The following is a 17,021-nucleotide window of genomic DNA, read 5'->3' as shown; positions in this document are numbered from 1 at the left end:
TGGGCTGGATGTCAGCGCTTCGGCTTGGCGACGGCTTTCTTTAACTGCAATATGCCACCATGAGACCTGGGTCAAAAGATCGTCCGAACGCGGCACGAACCTTCGGCAGCTTCTACGAAGGCGCGATCAATGAAACCCTTTACGCAAATCCCCCTCCCGCGCCAGAAATCGCCCTTCCCTTCTGCCGTTCGCCTGCCCGTCGCGATAACTCAAGGCGCCATTGATCCATACGCCATCAATCCCTTGCGCCGCCCGTTGCGGATCGTTGAAGTCGGCCACATCGCGAATCGTCGCCGGATCGAACAACACCAGATCCGCCCAATACCCTTCACGAATCTCGCCACGTTCCTTCAAGCCAAAGCGTGCCGCCGACAACCCGGTCATCTTGTGCACGGCGGTATGCAGCGGAAACAGGCCGACGTCGCGACTGAAATGTCCGAGCACTCGTGGGAACGCGCCCCACAAGCGTGGATGCGGAAACGGGTCTTCCGGCAAACCGTCGGAGCCGATCATCGACAGCGGATGCGCGAGGATGCTTTGTACATCGGCCTCGTCCATGCCGTAATACACCGCCCCCGCCGGTTGCAGTCGGCGGGCGGCTTCGAGCAGCGCAGTGCCCCACTCAGCGGCGATGTCCATCAGATCCCGCCCCCCCATTTCCGGGTGCGGCGTGGACCAGGTGATGGTGATGCGATGGGCGTCGGTGACTTGCTTGAGGTCCAGCGTCGAAGAACTCGCCGCGTAGGGATAACAATCGCAAGCCACCGGGTGGGTTTTCGCGGCGTGTTCGAGGGACGCCAGCAATTGCGGACTACGGCCCCAGTTACCGGCGCCGGCGCATTTGAGGTGGGAAATGATCACCGGCGACTGTGCGTGGCGTCCGATGCGGAACGCCTCGTCCATGGCCTCCAGCACCGGCTCGAACTCACTGCGTAAATGGGTGGTGTAAACCGCGCCGAATGCCGTCAACTCTTCAGTCAACTGCATCACCTCATCAGTGGATGCCGAGAAGGCACTGGCGTAGGCCAGGCCTGTGGATAAACCTAAGGCACCGGCCTCAAGGCTGTCGCGCAGTTGCTCGCGCATCGCGCTGATTTCAGCATCGGTGGCGGTGCGAAACAGGTCATCCAGATGATTGCTGCGCAACGCGGTATGCCCCACCAGCGCGGCCACGTTCAGTGTGGTATTGGCCGCTTCGACGGCAGCGCGATAGTCGCTGAAGCGCGGATACACAAACGCCGTGGCGCTGCCGAGCAGGTTCATCGGGTCCGGCGGATCACCGCGCAAACTCACCGGCGATGCGCTGATTCCGCAATTGCCGACGATCACGGTGGTCACGCCCTGGCTGAGCTTGGGCAGCATCTGCGGCTGACGAATCACCACCGTGTCGTCGTGGGTGTGCACGTCGATAAAACCAGGTGCCAGCACGCGGCCGGCGGCGTCGATTTCTTCGCCGGCGGCGGCCTCGTGCAAGTCGCCGATGCGCGCGATTCGGCCATTCAGAATCGCCACATCAGCGGGGTAACCGGGGGTGTTGCTGCCGTCGATAATCAGCGCATTGCGGATCAGCGTGTCGTACATCATGTCAGTCTCCCAGCGGCAAGTGATCGTCGCCGCCGCGGTAGTCGTCCAGGGCCAGTTTGATCCGCCGCAGACGTTCTTGATTGTCTTCAGGACTGGCCAGCGCCAGCTCGGTGGCGAGCACATCGATGGCCAACAACATGCCGTAGCGCGCCGCCGTGGGTTTGTAGATGAAGGAAGTCTCGGCGCTTTGCAGCGGCAACAGCACATCGGCCAATTGCGCCAGCGGCGAGTCGGCGCGGGTGATGGCGAGAATTCGTGCGCCGTAGCTGCGCGCCAGCTCCACCGCTTCGAGCAGTTCGGGCGTGATGCCGGTCAGCGAGCAGGCGATGACCGCGTGTTCGGCGCCAACGCTGGCGGCGGTGACGCGCATCATCACCGGGTCGTGGCACACCGCAATCGGGTAGCCGAGGCGCACCAGGCGCACTTGCAGTTCATCGCTGCACAGGGTCGAGCAGCCGCCCATGCCGAAGGCGTGAATCATCCGTGCCTTGCCCAGCAGTTTCACCGCATCGGCGAAGCGCGACTCATCGAACGCCGCCAGGTGCTGGCGCAAGGTCGACTCGATATCGCCGACAATCTGCCCGTAGAACGCCGACTGTTCGGGCGTGCCCGCCGGGTCAAGGAAGCGGCTACCGACGCCGCTGGCCTGGGCCAGTTGCAGGCGCAAATCCCGCAGGTCGCGGCAACCGACTGTACGGGCGAATCGCGACAGCGTGGCAGTGCTGACTTCCGCCCGCTGCGCCAGCTCATCGAGGCTGGCGGATGCGGCAAATCCTACGTCGTCGAGCATCAGCCGAGCGATACGTCCTTCGCCGGCGCTGAAGGATTCCTGACGGGCGCGGATCTGATAGAGGATGTCCATGGCGGATGGCTCCGACTAAAGCAGGTGAGAAAGGCCAACGGTCAGGCCGAAGGCGACCACCGAGATCAGCGTCTCGAGCACTGTCCAGGTCTTGAAGGTCTGGGTGACGGTCATGTTGAAGTATTCCTTGATCAACCAGAAGCCGCCGTCGTTGACGTGGGAAAAGATAACCGACCCCGCCCCCGTCGCCAGCACCAACAGCTCCGGGTGGGGATAACCCAGACCAACGGCCACCGGCGCGACAATCCCTGACGCGGTGGTCATGGCCACGGTGGCAGAACCAGTGGCGATGCGCATCAACGCGGCGAACAGCCACCCCATCAACAGCGGCGACAACTGGAATTCATCGGCCAGGCTGACGATCTGATTGGTGACGCCAGCGTCCACCAGAATCCGGTTCAAGCCACCACCGGCACCGACCAGCAAGGTGATGCTGGCGGTCGGCGCCAGGCATTCATTGGTGAACTTGAGGATCGATTCGCGATTGAAGCCCTGGGCCAGGCCGAGGGTCCAGAAACTCAGCAAGGTCGCCAGCAGCAAGGCGATCACCGAGTTGCCGATGAACAGCAGGAACTGATTGAAACCGCTACCCGGCGTGGAGATCAGGTTGGCCCAGCCGCCGATCAACATCAGCACCACCGGCAGCAGAATGGTGGCCATGGTGATACCAAAGCCCGGCAGGCTATCGCGCGGCTCACGCTCCAGGAACTGGCGTTCCAGGGGGTTATCGGCCGGCAGTTGAATGCGTGGCACGATGAATTTGGCGTACAGGGGACCGGCGATAATCGCGGTCGGAATACCGATCAAAATCGCATAGAGCAAGGTCTGCCCCACCGACGCCTGATAGACCTGCACCGCCAGCATCGCCGCCGGGTGTGGCGGTACCAGCGCGTGGACCACCGAAAGCCCCGCAACCATCGGCAAACCGACCATCAGAATCGACACGCCGACTCGCCTCGCCACGGTGAACGCGATGGGCACCAGCAAGACAAACCCGACCTCGAAGAACAGCGGCAGCCCTACCAGAAAGGCGATACACACCATCGCCCAGTGAGCATTTTTCTCGCCGAAACGGTCGATCAAGGTGCGCGCCACCTGCTCCGCACCGCCGGACTCGGCCATCATCTTGCCGAGCATCGTGCCCAGCGCCACCACCAGCGCAATGTGCCCCAGCGTCTTGCCAACCCCGGCCTCATACGCCCCCACCACACCCGACGGCGGCATCCCCGCCAACAGCGCCAGGCCGATAGACACCAGGGTGATCACAATGAAGGGATTGATCCGGTAACGGGCGATCAGAACGATCAGCGCAATGATGGCGATGGCGGCGTAAACCAACAGCCAATAGCCGAAGGAAAGCGTCATGCGGTACTCCTCGAAAGGGTCACGTCGAATGGGTTGTGAAACTCATAAATCATTTCGACGGGCTACTTTCAAACGAAGTGAAAGTAATTTTCGTGGAGGGGTAAGGGATGTCGTGCAGAGGTATGGAAGGTCGCGGATTATGAAAATCAGATAGAGGGATTTTCATCACAGACACGGATCGTTCCCACGCTCTGCGTGGGAACGCAGCCCGTGACGCTCCGCGTCACATGCCGAAGCAGACGCAGAGCGTCCGGTGAGGCATTCCCACGCAGAGCGTGGGAACGATCATCACTCATCGATTTCAGTCGTGATGCTCGTTGGCGCGTTTAAGCAGTTTCTTGCAGCGCTCGGACAGGTGCAGTACGCGTAGCTGCTTGCCAGCCTTGGTGTAGCGCTCGCGCAATGTCATCAGCGCGGCGATGGCCGAATAGTCGACAAAGCTCAGGTGGCGACAGTCGACTGTGACCACAGACGGATCATTGGCGGGATCGAACTGGTTGAGAAAAGGCGTCGTCGAGGCGAAAAACAACGTGCCGTGCAGGAGGTAAAGCTTGCTGCCGTCGGCTTCAACGTGACTGTCGGCATACAGCTCGCGAGCCTGTTGCCAGGCAAAGTTGAGCGCCGCAATGATGATCCCGCACAACACGGCGATGGCCAGATCGGTGAACACGGTAATCACCGTGACCGCGATGATTACCAAGACATCGTTCAGCGGCACCTTGTTCAGTACCCGCAATGAAGCCCAGGCGAACGTCTGTTGCGACACCACGAACATCACCCCGACCAATGCGGCCAGCGGAATGCGCTCGATCAGCGGCGAAAGGAACAGCACAAACAGCAGGATCATCCCCCCGGCCACCGCACCAGACAGCCGACCGCGACCGCCGGAGCTGAGGTTGATCACGGTTTGCCCGATCATCGCGCAGCCACCCATGCCGCCGAACACACCAGAAACCATGTTGGCAGCGCCCAACGCCACGCATTCGCGATCCGGATAGCCACGGCTCTCGGTGATCTCATCGGTGAGGTTCAGGGTCAGCAGGGTTTCCAACAAGCCGACCACCGCCATCAATATCGCGTAAGGGACGATGATGCGCAGGGTGTCCAGGCTCCAGGGGATGTCTGGCAGCGCAAAACCCGGCAAGCCACCGGCAATGTGCGCCATGTCGCCCAGGGTACGGGTCGGCAGGCCGAGCAGGTAAACCGCCAGCCCAACGCCCAGGATCGCCACCAGCGCCGGTGGCACGGCCCGCGTCAGGCGCGGCATCAGGTAAACGATGGCCATCGTCAGCACCACCAGCCCGATCATCATGTACAGCGGCGCCCCACTCAACCAGGCCTCACCGCTCTTGAAGTGCTCCAACTGGGCCAGCGCAATGACAATCGCCAGACCGTTGACGAAGCCGAGCATCACCGGATGCGGCACCATGCGCACCAGCTTGCCCAGCCTCAACAGACCAAACGCCAGCATGATCAGCCCGCCCAGCAGCACCGTCGCCAGCAAGTACTGGACACCGTGCTGCACCACCAGCGCGACGATCACCACCGCCATCGAGCCGGCGGCACCAGACACCATCCCCGGCCGTCCGCCGAAGAGCGCAGTCAGGGTGCAGATGATGAAAGCGCCGTAAAGCCCCATCAATGGATTGAGGTGTGCCACCAGCGCGAAAGCGATACATTCGGGGAGCAGGGCGAAAGAGGTGGTGAGTCCGGCCAGGACATCGGCGCGCAGACGTTTGGGTTTCATGGCTTACCTAAAAATACAGGCGGGAAAAGAGGGACGCGGATGTTACGGAATTGACGGCGGGCGGGCCAGTGAATGGGTGGCCTGCTCGCAATGAACGATCACGCGGCCTGCGAATCAGCCCCTGAAATCAGCAATCGCATAAGCCGCCAATTTGCCCTGGATGAAGTCCAGAAAGCACTGGATCCGTAGGGCCAGTTGCGAGTTGCGGTAGTACACCGCGTTGATGGGTTGGCGATATCCGCTGTTGAACTCCGCCAGCAGCACCTGCAAGCGACCGGCGTGGATGTCGTCGATGGTCATGAAGTGCGACAGGCAGGCAATGCCTTGGCCGGCCAGCGCCAGGTGCCTGATCGTCTCGCCACTCGACGCACTGATCGACGCCTGAATCGGCCAGCGGTCACCATGGACATAGCGCAGTGGCCATTGGTTGAGACCTTCGTTATGGGTAAAACCCAGTAGCGTGTGCTCGCTCAAATCCTCGACAGCGCTCGGTACGCCGTGTTGTTCCAGATACGCTGTGCTTGCGACGATGTGCAGCGGGCTGCAACCCAGGGAGCGGGCGTGCAGGGTCGAGTCGGCCAGCGTGCCGATGCGAATGGCGATGTCGGTGCTTTGTTCGAGCAGGTCGATGATCAAGTCGTTGCTGTTGAGTTCGAGCTGGATGTCCGGGTAGAGACGGCGGAACTCATCGATGTACGGCACGATGGCGTGCAGCATGAACGGCGACGCGGCGTTGATCCGCAGTCGCCCGGACGGGGTTTGCTGGCGTGAGGACAGGCGCTCTTCGAGCTCGTCCATCTGATCGAGAATCAGCTTGGCGTGCTCGAAGAAATATTTGCCCTCTTCGGTCAGGTCCATGCGCCGCGTGGTGCGATTGATCAACGTGGTATCGAGCTTGGCCTCCAGCCGCGACAGCGTGCGGCTGACCGCCGACGGCGTTTGCCCGACTTGCTCAGCCGCAGCCGAAATCGACCCGCACTCAATCACGCAGACGAAAATCTGCAACTCATCGGATCTGGCTTTCACGTGTGTTCCTTATCGATAGTCCTGCACTGCTTCAGATATCGATAGTAGCCGAGCGTCATGCCTTAAGGCCAAACACCTCGGTCAAGTGCTGCTCATAACGCGCCACATCCGCTTCGATATTCGGGCGCTTCATCACATCGACGCACAAAAAGGTCGGCAGACCGGTCATGCCGAGGAAGGTATTGGCCTTGTGGAACGGCAGGTACACCGCGTCCACGCCCTTGGCTTCGAAGAAGTCGGTCGAATCGTCGAAGGCTTGCTGCGGGGCGTTCCAGGTCACCGACAGCATGTACTTTTTACCGTGCAACAAGCCGCCGCTGCCGTACTTCTGCGACGCGTCGGAGCGTGTGCGACCGTCGCTGGCGTAGAGGCTGCCGTGGCCCGCTGTGAAGACTTCATCGACGTACTTCTTGACCGTCCAGGGCGCACCCATCCACCAGCCGGGCATCTGATAAATGATCACATCGGCCCAGAGGAATTTGGCGACTTCCTCGGCGACGTCGTAGCCCTCGTCGATGAACGTGGTTTTCACATCCACACCACCGTGATCCAGCACGCTCAACGCTGCTTCGTGCAGCGTCGTGTTGTAGCGACCATCGGAGTGGGCAAATTTTTTGCCGCCATTGAGCAACAGGACTTTTTTCATGAGAAATCTCGCAAGGTTGGAATCGATGGCGGCAGCCTAACGATCAGCCTCGCGCGGAATAAGCGCTCCATCCGCAAAATTCATTTGACCTATACGCACGAATCCACAAGCGATTGTTGCCATAAACTTGCGCCGATTCTGACTGTTTAGGAGATTCTGATGAGCGAACTGCAAGGCTTCATCCTGCACGCCAAGACCCGCCCGGATAAAGCCGAGGCCTTCGAAGCGTTCTTCCGTGCCTATGTCGAACCGAGTCGCGCCGAACCCGGTTGCATCGAGTACCACATGCTGCGAGACAAACAGGACCCGACGCTGTTTATCTTCTACGAGATCTGGCAATCCCAGGCCCATCTGGACGTGCACTCGAACCTGCCCCATATGAAGCAGTTCCTCGACATGCGCATGGAGTATCTGGAGCAGGATTTCGATATCCGCCCGATCGAGATGCTCAGCACATCGTCCGCTAGCCGCTGATCAGCAAGTGGCCGCCGAGCACGCCGAGGCCGATGAAGAACACGCGCTTGAACAACACGGCGCTGATCCGCTGGCGCAGCCATTGCCCCAGCAACATGCCGAGCGCCGCCGGGATCAGCGCCAGCAGCGACGCGCTCAACTCGCCACCGCCGAGGGCGCCGCGCCATAACAGGCCGGCGGCCAACGCGAGAGTCGAGACAGTGAACGACAGGCCCAGCGCCTGCACCAGTTCATCCTTGTTCAAGCCCAGCGCTTGCAGATAAGGCACCGCCGGAATCACGAAGACACCGGTGGCCGAGGTGATGACACCCGTCAGCACACCGCAGAGCGGACCGAGCCAACGCTCGGTGCGACCGCCGACGCGCAAGGTCGGCAGGAACAACCCGCTCAAGGCGTACATCAACAGCGCCGCCCCCAGCCCCCGTACCACCCAATGTCCACCGGCCATGCCGATCCACACTGTCCCAGCGCCAGTGCCGATGAATATCGCCAGCAGCATCGGCCATAACCGGTTGAGCAACCCGCGCAAATGACCGCCGAAGGCCAGTTGCCAGACATTGGTCAGCGTCGCGGGAATGATCAACAACGCCGCAGCCTGCGACGGTGCCATAGCCAGGCCGAGCAGGCCCATGGCAATGGTTGGCAGACCAAGGCCGATCACACCTTTGATCATCCCGGCCAGCAGGAAAGTGGCGACAATCAATAAGGACAGGGCCAAGCCCAGATGTTGATAGAACGCGGCAAGTGTATTCATGGGGCTATCGTGGGCCCTGAAGGGTGCCTTGAAAATCTGCCATATACTGAGGCTGCCTCTTGAATCGGTAGAGGCTAAAAACGATCCGGGATTCTGTATGCACTTCGACCTCACCGACCTGCGCCTCTACCTGAACATCCTCGACACCGGCAACATCACCGCCGGTGCCGTCCGCAGCCATTTATCACTGGCGGCGGCGAGTGCACGAATCCGCGCGATGGAAGCGTCACTGGGCATCGAGTTTCTGGAGCGAGGTCGCCGCGGTGTCAGCCCCACTCCGGCCGGCAAGGCGCTGGCGCAGCACGCCCGAGTCCTGTTGCAACAGGCCGAGCGCATGCAGCAGGACCTGGTCGAATACGCCAAAGGCGTCAAAGGCCAGGTGCGGTTTCTGTGCAATACCACTGCAATCACCGAGTACCTGCCGGAATTACTGGCGGACTTTCTGCGCGACCATCCGAACCTCGACATCGACCTGCAGGAGCTGCCCAGCACACGCATCACCCACGCCTTGCGCCAGGGCGCAGCAGACCTGGGGATCGTGTCCGACGCCGTGGATACCGACGGCCTGCAAACCCGCTATTTCCGCGACGATCCGCTGGTGCTGATCCTGCCGCGTGATCACCCCTTGACCGACACCGGACCGCTAAATTTCAGCGCCACTTTGCACCACGACTACGTCGGCCTGAACGCCAACAGCGCCTTGGCCATTTACCTGGAAGAACAGGCCCTGCACAGCGGCTTGCGGATGCAGGTGCGCATCCGCGCCGATGGTTTCGAGGGCGTGATGCGCATGGTCGCCCGGGGAGCCGGGCTGGCGATCGTGCCCTTGGCGGCGGTCGAACGCTGGCCGGCTGAAACGCCGTTCAAAAGCGTCGCACTGGAAGAGCCGTGGGCTCGCCGCAAACTGTTGCTGTGCGCCCGGGATTTCACTGTACTGCCCCGTTATGCCCAGGCCTTGCTGAGCGCCTTGACTCTCCCCTGAGGGGCAGACTTTACCCTTGAGGTTTCATCTTCAGGGACCGTTACGGTGAGCAAACGAATTCTGGTGATTCTCGGTCATCCTTCAAGCAACAGTTTCTGCGGCGCACTGGCCGAGCGCTACGCACAATCGGCATTGCGTGCCGGGCATGAGGTGCGTCAGTTGTTTCTGGGCAAACTGGATTTTGATCCGGTACTGCGTGAAGGGTATCAACAGGTTCAGCCACTGGAAGCCGACCTGCGCCGCGCTCAGGCGGACATTCTGTGGGCCGAACACCTGACTCTGGTCTACCCGATCTGGTGGGGAGGCGTACCGGCGTTGCTCAAGGGCTTTTTCGATCGGGTGTTCCTGCCGGGTTTCGCCTTCAAGTACCGCGAAGGCAAAGCCTTCCCCGACAAACTCCTGCGCGGTCGCAGCGCGCATCTGCTGGTGACCATGGACACGCCACCCTGGTATTACCGCTGGATCTACCGCATGCCCGGGCTGCACCAGATACGTAAAACCACCCTCGCCTTCTGCGGCATCGAACCCCGGCGCACACTCACGTTCGGCCCGATTCTCGGCGCAAGCGAGGGTCAGCGTGAGGCCTGGTTACGGCAAGCCCAGGCTATCGCCAGCCACTGAGTGTGTCGATAATGCGCCGGGTGTTACCACCGCAAAAAGGGACTTTTCATGTACATCGGCCAAGCCGCACAACGCTCCGGGACGACGATCAAGAGCATTCGCCATTACGAGTCGATCGGCTTGCTGCCTGCCGCTCAACGCCAAGGCAGATACCGTGTCTATGACCAACAAAGCGTCGACCTGCTGATTCTCATCAAGTGCGCTCAACAATTGGGTTTCAGGCTCAAGGAATTACAGGCGATCTTTACCGGGCATCAAGGCCGGGCGATGCCCTGGTCATTGGCGCAGCAGGCCATCGATGCCAAGAAGCGTGAAATCAGCGAGAAGATTGCTGCACTCAGGCACCAACACGAGCAATTGGTCGAGTTCGAGAGCACCTTCCTGCAAGCCCGAATCGATTGTCCGCTGGAAAGTCTTTCAGGGGAGCGCGCGTTTCTGGACAGCTCGATGTCGAATACAGACAACTGAGCGGAGCATGGGCGCTATAGGGTGCGACTTCAGTTCTTCAGTACCACTTTCTATATTCCAAGGCCCGGAGTCCACATGACCGCACCGATTACCGTTCTTCGCGACACTCACCCGTTGCCCGTACTCGACGCCTGCAAATGGGAAAAGCTCGAAGGCGATCCGCACACCGTCAACCTCAACGCGTACACCAGCGAAGATGGCAGCAAGATCATGGGCACCTGGATCTGCACGCCGGGCAAGTGGTATGTGGAATATGTGAAGTGGGAGTACTGCCACTTCCAGGAAGGCTACTGCATCATCACCCCGGAAGGCATGGCGCCGATCCACCTGCGCGCCGGTGACATCTTCGTCATCGAGCCGGGGATGAAAGGCACGTGGGAAGTGGTTGAAACCGTGCGTAAGTATTTCGTGTTTGCCTGATGCAAAAAACCGAGAGACCACCCGACGTGGTCTCTCGGTAAAAAGGCATGCATGAATCCTGTGGCGAGGGAGCTTGCTCCCTCGCCACAAACGCTTATTGGGGTTTGCGATAGCTGTTGATGATCGCCGAGAAGTCCTTGCCCCCTTCCCCACGCAGGCTCATCGCCTGATACAACTGCTGGGCCACCGCGCCGAGCACGACCGGTTGGTGCGCCTGACGCGCCGCCTCAGTGGCCAGCCCCAGATCCTTGAGCATCAGTTCAGCACCGAAACCGCCGGTATAACCGCGCGAGGCCGGCGCCGTTTCGACGATGCCCGGCCACGGGTTGTACATCTCCGAACTCCAGCAACGCCCGGTTGAACTGTTGATGACGCCCGCCAGCACGGTTGTGTCGATACCCAGGGCGCTGCCCAGCGCCATGGCTTCGCTGACACCAACCATGGAAATCCCCAGCAGCAGGTTGTTGCAGATCTTGGCGATTTGCCCGGTGCCGACTTCGCCGCAATGGACGATGTTGCGGCCCATCTGCGCCAGCACCGGTTGCAGAGTGGCGAACAGTTCAGGCGTGGCGCCGACCATGAAGGTCAGCGTCCCGGCCGCTGCACCGCCAGTGCCACCGGAAACCGGGGCATCGGCCATGGCCACGTCCTGCTTTGCGGCCGCCGCGGCAACATCTCGCGCCGTCTGCGGATCGATGGTGCTGCAATCCACCGCTGGCACGCCTTTGGCGATTCCCGCCAGCACACCGTCTTCACCCAGCCAGACACTGCGCACATGGGCCGCTGCCGGCAACATGGTGATCACCAGTTGCGCGTCTTTCGACGCTTCCTTCGGTGAAGTGCTGATGGTGCCGCCGAGTTGAGCCAGTTCGGCCAGCACGGTTTGATTGAGGTCAAACAGGTTCAGCGAATGGCCAGCCTTGATCAGGTTGCGCGCCATCGGCGCGCCCATGTTGCCGAGACCGATAAAAGCGATTTTCATGTCCGGCTCCTTAGCGCAAGTGGATAGTGGTGTTCACACCGTGGTTGATGCTGTCGTCGTCGAACCAACGTGCAGTGACGGTCTTGGTTTGAGTGTAGAACTGCACCACTTGCTTGCCATACGGACCGAGGTCGCCGAGCTTCGAACCACGGGAACCGGTGAAGCTGAAGAACGGTACCGGCACCGGGATCGGGATGTTGATGCCGACCTGGCCAACGTCGATTTCCGACTGGAATTTACGCGCCGCCGCACCGCTCTGGGTGAACAGACCCGTGCCGTTGCCGAACGGGTTGGCGTTGACCAGGGCGATGGCCTCATCGAGGGTGTCGACTTCCAGCACTACCAGCACCGGGCCGAAAATTTCCTGGGTGTAGATCTGCATCTCAGGGGTTACGCCAGAGAACAGGGTCGGGCCGACAAAGTTGCCCTGTTCGTAGCCCGGAACAGTGATGTCGCGACCGTCCAGCTCCAGCTTGGCGCCTTCCTTGATCCCGCTTTCAATCAGCTCGAGAATCCGTGCCTTGGCTCGCTTGGAAATCACCGGACCAACATCAGTGCCTGGCTCGCTGCCGGCATTGACCTTGAGTTTCTGCGCCAGCGCCTTGAGATCCGGCAGCCATTGCTTGGCCGCGCCCACCAGCACCACCACCGAGGTGGCCATGCAGCGTTGCCCGGCCGCACCGAAACCGGCGCCGACCAGTGCATTGAGCGCTTGCTCGCGGTTGGCATCGGGCAGCACAACGGCGTGGTTCTTGGCCCCCATCATCGATTGCACGCGCTTGCCGTGTTTACCGGCCAGCTCGTAGACATGCGTGCCGACCGCGGTCGAACCGACGAACGAAACAGCCTTGATGTCCTTGTGGGTGCAAAGCGCATCGACCACATCCTTGCCACCATGAACGACGTTGAGCACACCCGGCGGAATGCCGGCTTCAATCGCCAGTTCCACCAACAGCATGGTCGACATCGGATCCTGCTCGGAAGGCTTGAGTACGAAGGTGTTGCCGCAGGCGATGGCCATCGGGAACATCCACAGCGGAATCATTGCCGGAAAGTTGAAAGGGGTAATGCCGGCGCAGACGCCGATCGGCTGACGCAGGGTGTAGGTATCGACACCGCCAGCGACGTTCTCGGCGAACTCGCCCATTTGCAGGCTGCCAATGGAACAGGCGTGCTCGACCACTTCCAGGCCACGGAAGATATCGCCCTCAGCGTCGGCGATGGTTTTACCCTGCTCATTGCTGAGCACCACGGCAATACGCTTGGAGTGCTCGCGAATCAGCGCCTGAAGCTTGAGCATGATGCGCATCCGCGCGCCGACTGGCGTCAGCTTCCAGGTCTGAAAGGCGCGATGAGCGGCGCTGATGGCGGCATCGACTTCAGCAGCGGTCGCGAAGGGGACTTTGGCCAGCACTTGCTGGGTCGCCGGATTGACGATGTCGTGCCATTCGGTGGTCTGGGATTCGACCCACTCGCCATCGATCAACAACTTGACCTTTTGCACGGTGGTTTCTAGCGATGCGTTCATGTTGGTCTCCGGGACGTTGTTCTTATTAAGAGAGCTATCTTTGGAGCCAAGGCGAGAAAGTCGCCTTGAGATGAGGCGTGTGTCGCGAATTGGTTATCGGACTGTTTTTGGAGTATAGATGTGCAAACTTCTAATAAGAACGCACATAAAAGCCGGTCCATCATGCAAAAAAACATCACGTCTTTAGGCTCGTTGAACTGGGATGACCTCAAGTTTTTCCTTGAAGTTGCCCGTACTCGCAAGGCCAGCACCGCGGCCAAGCGCCTGGCGGTGGACTACACCACCGTGTCGCGACGCATCAGTTCGCTGGAGGCCTCGTTGGGTACGCTGTTGTTCGAGAAGTCCCGCACCAGCGGCTTCGTCCTGACCGCTGAAGGCCAGCGCCTGCTGGGTTACGCCGAATCGATCGAAAGCACTCTGCACATGGCTTGCGAGCAGGTCTCGGGCTCAGGCGTCGCGTTGTCCGGGCACGTGCGCATGGGCTGTACCGAAGGGTTCGGCAGCTTTTTCATCACCCCGCAGCTGAGCCATTTCGTCGACGCCTACCCGGCGATCTCGGTGGACATCCTGCCGCTGCCGCACTTCATCAGCCTGTCCAAGCGCGAGGCAGACATCGTCATTGCGCTGGAGCGGCCGGAACACGGCCCTTATGTCTGCTGCAAACTCTGTGACTATCGATTGCAGCTGTACGCGACCCAGGATTATCTGGACAAGCACCCACCGATCCGCCGCCCGGCAGATTTGAGCAAGCATCAATTCATCAGTTATGTGGACGATCTGGCGTTCAGCTCGGAGCTGCTGTACCTGGCGAATGTGCTGCCCGGTGCCAGTGCCAATCTGCGCAGCACCAGTGTGATCGCGCAGTTCGTGGCGGCGCAGCAAGGACGGTCACTGGCGATTCTGCCGTGCTTTTTGGCGGCACAGGACCCGCGGTTGCTGCCGGTGTTACCGCAAGAGATCACCATCACCCGGCAGTTCTGGATGTACTGCCGGGAGGACCTGCGCAAGCTCAAGCGGATTACCTTGTTGTGGGACTACATCCGTACCGTCACCGAGCAGAATCATGCACTGTTGATGGGGGAAAATCGGGAGATGGTGTTCGCCGATTAATCGGCACTCACCACGATCGACACCCGGCGGTTCTCGGTGCGCCCGGCCGCGGTGGCGTTGGAGGCGACGGGCTTGCTGCTGCCCAGGCCGCGTAGCTGGATGTTTTGTTCTTTTATGCCGACAGCGGCCAAGACATCGCCGACGCTTTTCGCGCGACGCAGGGAAAGCTGTTCGTTATAGGACTCTTTGCCCGAGGCATCGGTGTGACCGTCGACTCGCACGCGCTCGATTCCCACACTCAACAATGCCTTGCCAATACGCTCGACGATCTCGGTACTGCTGGGGTTGAGGTGTTCGACATCACTGCCGAACAGCACTTTGTCGGACAGGCCGAACGACCAGCCATCGTCAGTCATCTCGAAACCTTGCTGCTTGAGCACAGCGATCTGCGCCGGGGTCAGTCCTTTCTGCGGTGTCGTCTGGCAACCGGTCAATGCCAGCAAGGTCATGAATAAGGTCATCGTAAAAAATCGCAGAGAACGCTGAGTGAATGTGAACACAGAAATTAGCTCCTGGTTTGAACATGAGCGACAGAGTGCTCCGACCCTGCCGTGTGGTGAGCGCCTCGGGAAAGGCGTTTGGCCTGATACATCGCGGCGTCTGCAGCATCGAGCAGCGCACCGGGCGTAAGCCCATGATCCGGGTACACGGCAATGCCGATGCTGAGTGAAGTCAACACCTGGGTACCGCCCGGCAACGGGATTGGCGCGTCCATACTGGCAATGATTTTGTCAGCAATCCGTTCGGCATCTTCTATCTTATGCAGCGGCGTCAACAGCACGGCAAACTCATCGCCGCCCAGACGCGCAACCAGATCCTCTTCACGCAACTGCGCACGAACCCGGGTCGCCACGGCGATCAGCACCGCATCACCGGCAGCGTGACCGAAGTTGTCGTTGATCTCCTTGAACCGGTCGCTGTCGAGAAACAGTACGGCCACTCCCTCATCCAGCTTGCCCGCATTGCGCAAGGCGCGCATCAGGCGGCCTTCGAAAAACGCCCGATTCGGCAACCCGGTAAGGCTGTCATGGCTGGCCTGGTGGGCCAGGGTTTCGTTTTCACTTTGCAGATGGGTCTGCCAGGACTCGAGCTCGTCGAGCAAAGCATTGAAGTCGTTGCCCAGGTTGTCGAGTTCGGCAATGTCGGCGGGCGGTACGCGCCGGTCGAAGGCTCGTTCGCTACGGGCGGCGTGAGCCACGGCAGCCAGGCTGCGCAACGGGCCGGTGATTCCTCGCAATTGCCGACGCGCCAGATAAAGCGCTACCCAGGCACTGACAGCGGTACACAAGACGATTCCCACCAGACCGCTGAGCAAAAAGCGCATCAGGCTGCCGCCGTGACCGATGAGCAAGATGCTGCCGATTTCCCGACCTTGATGAGTGATCGGCATGCTGATGGGTTTTTCCAGAATCGTTCGGGCGATCTGCATTTCAAGATCGGAAAGCCACCCCGTTTCCGGTCGTTGCCAACGTGCGAGCAACTCGCCTTGCTCGTCCATCACTTGTGCATCAGCCACTTCTTCAGTGGACGCGATCAATGCCAGCGCTTCGGTGGCGGCAGCCTTGTCGTTGAACACCACCGCGGCTTCCACGGTGTAGTTGATCGAACGGGCAATCAGATGCAGGTTGTGATCGGCATAGACCCGCAAAGCCAGAACACCCAGCAGGGTCAGTGAAACACTGGCCATGGCCACGCCCACCAGGGCGACGATCAAATGCCCACGGCCGATAACCGATCCCAGGGTCGGACGTATGCGGGGTTTGAATAGATTCATGGCGCCGCCGGCTTGCGGCGCGACAGTTGCAGCACACTGGGATGAATGCGCACACCGCTGCGGGCGACCGAGTCGAGGTTGACCTCGAAGGACACTTGCTCATCACCAACCCGCAGACAGAACAGACTGCCGACAGTGCATTGATCGCCGCCTTCGCTGATGCTCACCACCGGGCGTCCCGTCAACGAGGCGAATAGCCGACTGCGTTCATCGCCGGTCAGCTTGCCGATGTACACCGCATCGCATTCACTGGCGATGGCCGGGTTATCGGCCAGCAACCGTCGTACAGTAACCGGTCGACCCGTGGCTTGTGTGGTGCCTTGGACCAGGTCGTCGGTGTATTCAGTGGGGCCGACCACGCACAGGCGCAGTTGTTGGGGCTCAACAGGCCATCGGGCATAACTGAGGATCCCGAGTACTACCTGAGTGACCGACCTGGCACGTTGGTCGGCTTTGCTCACGATAGTTTCCGACTCAGCACAGGCAACGCCCGTCAACAAACAGAGGAGGCCGGCAAGCAGCACTTGTTTGCAGCCAACGACGCGCCCTGTCGCCCAGACAGCCAACTTCATGCAGGAATTCTCTACGATCGCAATAAAATGATGCCGCAACGATAGCACAGCACCGAAACACCAGCGAGGCGACGCGCCACGGCACATCGGACAGATTCCGGCGTCT

Annotated in this window: 18 protein-coding genes; 6 read left to right on the top strand and 12 right to left on the bottom strand. The window is 60.5% G+C overall.

Going from position 1 to position 17,021, the window contains the following annotated elements:
- Positions 1 to 126: 126 nt before the first annotated feature.
- The 6 genes from PSH69_RS03455 to PSH69_RS03430 all read right to left on the bottom strand — a co-directional run bounded on the left by PSH69_RS03455 (position 127) and on the right by PSH69_RS03430 (position 7,230).
- The gene (locus PSH69_RS03455) at positions 127 to 1,584 is read right to left on the bottom strand and encodes an amidohydrolase family protein (protein WP_305411053.1); all 1,458 of its coding nucleotides are present in this window, start codon (positions 1,582 to 1,584) and stop codon (positions 127 to 129) included.
- Between the two features lies 1 nt (position 1,585).
- A complete protein-coding gene (locus PSH69_RS03450) occupies positions 1,586 to 2,446 on the bottom strand; it encodes a MurR/RpiR family transcriptional regulator (RefSeq protein WP_305411052.1) in 861 nt (286 codons plus the stop codon).
- A gap of 15 nt (positions 2,447 to 2,461) precedes the next feature.
- Positions 2,462 to 3,811: a gluconate:H+ symporter gene (locus PSH69_RS03445; protein ID WP_305411051.1), complete on the bottom strand. Its 1,350-nt coding sequence runs from the start codon at positions 3,809 to 3,811 to the stop codon at positions 2,462 to 2,464.
- A 301-nt stretch (positions 3,812 to 4,112) separates the two neighbouring features.
- Positions 4,113 to 5,558, bottom strand: coding sequence for a SulP family inorganic anion transporter (locus PSH69_RS03440; protein ID WP_305411050.1), 1,446 nt, complete (start codon positions 5,556 to 5,558; stop codon positions 4,113 to 4,115).
- 114 nt (positions 5,559 to 5,672) lie between these two features.
- Positions 5,673 to 6,584, bottom strand: a complete 912-nt coding sequence (locus PSH69_RS03435; RefSeq protein WP_096481186.1) for a LysR family transcriptional regulator — start codon at positions 6,582 to 6,584, stop codon at positions 5,673 to 5,675.
- A gap of 55 nt (positions 6,585 to 6,639) precedes the next feature.
- A complete protein-coding gene (locus PSH69_RS03430; protein ID WP_305411049.1) occupies positions 6,640 to 7,230 on the bottom strand; it encodes an NAD(P)H-dependent oxidoreductase in 591 nt (196 codons plus the stop codon).
- A gap of 159 nt (positions 7,231 to 7,389) precedes the next feature.
- Here PSH69_RS03430 and PSH69_RS03425 point away from each other — a divergent pair, with 159 nt between their 5' ends.
- Positions 7,390 to 7,704 carry a putative quinol monooxygenase gene (locus PSH69_RS03425; protein ID WP_305411048.1) on the top strand — a complete coding sequence of 105 codons (315 nt, stop codon included), beginning with the start codon at positions 7,390 to 7,392 and terminating at the stop codon, positions 7,702 to 7,704.
- Here the strand turns inward: PSH69_RS03425 and PSH69_RS03420 are convergent.
- Complete coding sequence (locus PSH69_RS03420; RefSeq protein ID WP_305411047.1) at positions 7,694 to 8,458, bottom strand: sulfite exporter TauE/SafE family protein; 765 nt, start codon at positions 8,456 to 8,458, stop codon at positions 7,694 to 7,696. The genes PSH69_RS03425 and PSH69_RS03420 overlap by 11 nt on opposite strands.
- 97 nt (positions 8,459 to 8,555) lie before the next feature.
- Between PSH69_RS03420 and PSH69_RS03415 the strand changes: the two genes are divergently transcribed.
- The 4 genes from PSH69_RS03415 (at position 8,556) to PSH69_RS03400 (ending at position 10,949) form a co-directional block, all read left to right on the top strand.
- The gene (locus tag PSH69_RS03415) at positions 8,556 to 9,440 is read left to right on the top strand and encodes a LysR substrate-binding domain-containing protein (RefSeq protein ID WP_305411046.1); all 885 of its coding nucleotides are present in this window, start codon (positions 8,556 to 8,558) and stop codon (positions 9,438 to 9,440) included.
- Between the two features lie 45 nt (positions 9,441 to 9,485).
- Positions 9,486 to 10,061 carry an NAD(P)H-dependent oxidoreductase gene (locus PSH69_RS03410; protein WP_305411045.1) on the top strand — a complete coding sequence of 192 codons (576 nt, stop codon included), beginning with the start codon at positions 9,486 to 9,488 and terminating at the stop codon, positions 10,059 to 10,061.
- A gap of 48 nt (positions 10,062 to 10,109) precedes the next feature.
- On the top strand, positions 10,110 to 10,529 hold the full coding sequence (locus tag PSH69_RS03405; RefSeq protein WP_305411043.1) for a MerR family transcriptional regulator: 420 nt from the start codon (positions 10,110 to 10,112) through the stop codon (positions 10,527 to 10,529).
- Between the two features lie 75 nt (positions 10,530 to 10,604).
- Positions 10,605 to 10,949, top strand: a complete 345-nt coding sequence (locus PSH69_RS03400) for a cupin domain-containing protein (RefSeq protein WP_007900627.1) — start codon at positions 10,605 to 10,607, stop codon at positions 10,947 to 10,949.
- A gap of 94 nt (positions 10,950 to 11,043) precedes the next feature.
- Here the strand turns inward: PSH69_RS03400 and mmsB are convergent, their stop codons facing one another.
- Together mmsB and PSH69_RS03390 are read right to left on the bottom strand one after the other, a co-directional pair.
- Complete coding sequence (mmsB, locus tag PSH69_RS03395) at positions 11,044 to 11,931, bottom strand: 3-hydroxyisobutyrate dehydrogenase (protein WP_019582621.1); 888 nt, start codon at positions 11,929 to 11,931, stop codon at positions 11,044 to 11,046.
- A 10-nt stretch (positions 11,932 to 11,941) separates the two neighbouring features.
- Entirely contained in the window at positions 11,942 to 13,459 is a 1,518-nt protein-coding gene (locus tag PSH69_RS03390) for a CoA-acylating methylmalonate-semialdehyde dehydrogenase (protein WP_018929419.1), read from the bottom strand.
- 162 nt (positions 13,460 to 13,621) lie between these two features.
- On the opposite strand from PSH69_RS03390, the gene PSH69_RS03385 reads away from it, so the two are divergent.
- Complete coding sequence (locus PSH69_RS03385) at positions 13,622 to 14,569, top strand: LysR family transcriptional regulator (protein WP_305411041.1); 948 nt, start codon at positions 13,622 to 13,624, stop codon at positions 14,567 to 14,569.
- On the opposite strand, the gene PSH69_RS03380 is transcribed toward PSH69_RS03385, so the two are convergent.
- Genes PSH69_RS03380 through PSH69_RS03370 form a run of 3 tightly spaced genes read right to left on the bottom strand, consistent with a single transcriptional unit; the run spans position 14,566 to position 16,915 of the window.
- Entirely contained in the window at positions 14,566 to 15,069 is a 504-nt protein-coding gene (locus PSH69_RS03380) for an OmpA family protein (RefSeq protein ID WP_305411040.1), read from the bottom strand. The two genes, PSH69_RS03385 and PSH69_RS03380, sit on opposite strands and share 4 nt — an antisense overlap.
- A 5-nt stretch (positions 15,070 to 15,074) precedes the next feature.
- On the bottom strand, positions 15,075 to 16,343 hold the full coding sequence (locus tag PSH69_RS03375; protein WP_305411039.1) for a diguanylate cyclase domain-containing protein: 1,269 nt from the start codon (positions 16,341 to 16,343) through the stop codon (positions 15,075 to 15,077).
- On the bottom strand, positions 16,340 to 16,915 hold the full coding sequence (locus PSH69_RS03370) for a YfiR family protein (protein ID WP_305411038.1): 576 nt from the start codon (positions 16,913 to 16,915) through the stop codon (positions 16,340 to 16,342). Before PSH69_RS03370 ends, PSH69_RS03375 begins: the two co-directional genes overlap by 4 nt.
- Between the last annotated feature and the right edge of the window lie 106 nt (positions 16,916 to 17,021).

The organism is Pseudomonas sp. FP1740 (genome assembly GCF_030687165.1).
Classification (GTDB): Bacteria; Pseudomonadota; Gammaproteobacteria; order Pseudomonadales; family Pseudomonadaceae; genus Aquipseudomonas.
This window is presented reverse-complemented; position numbering and strand designations above follow the sequence as displayed.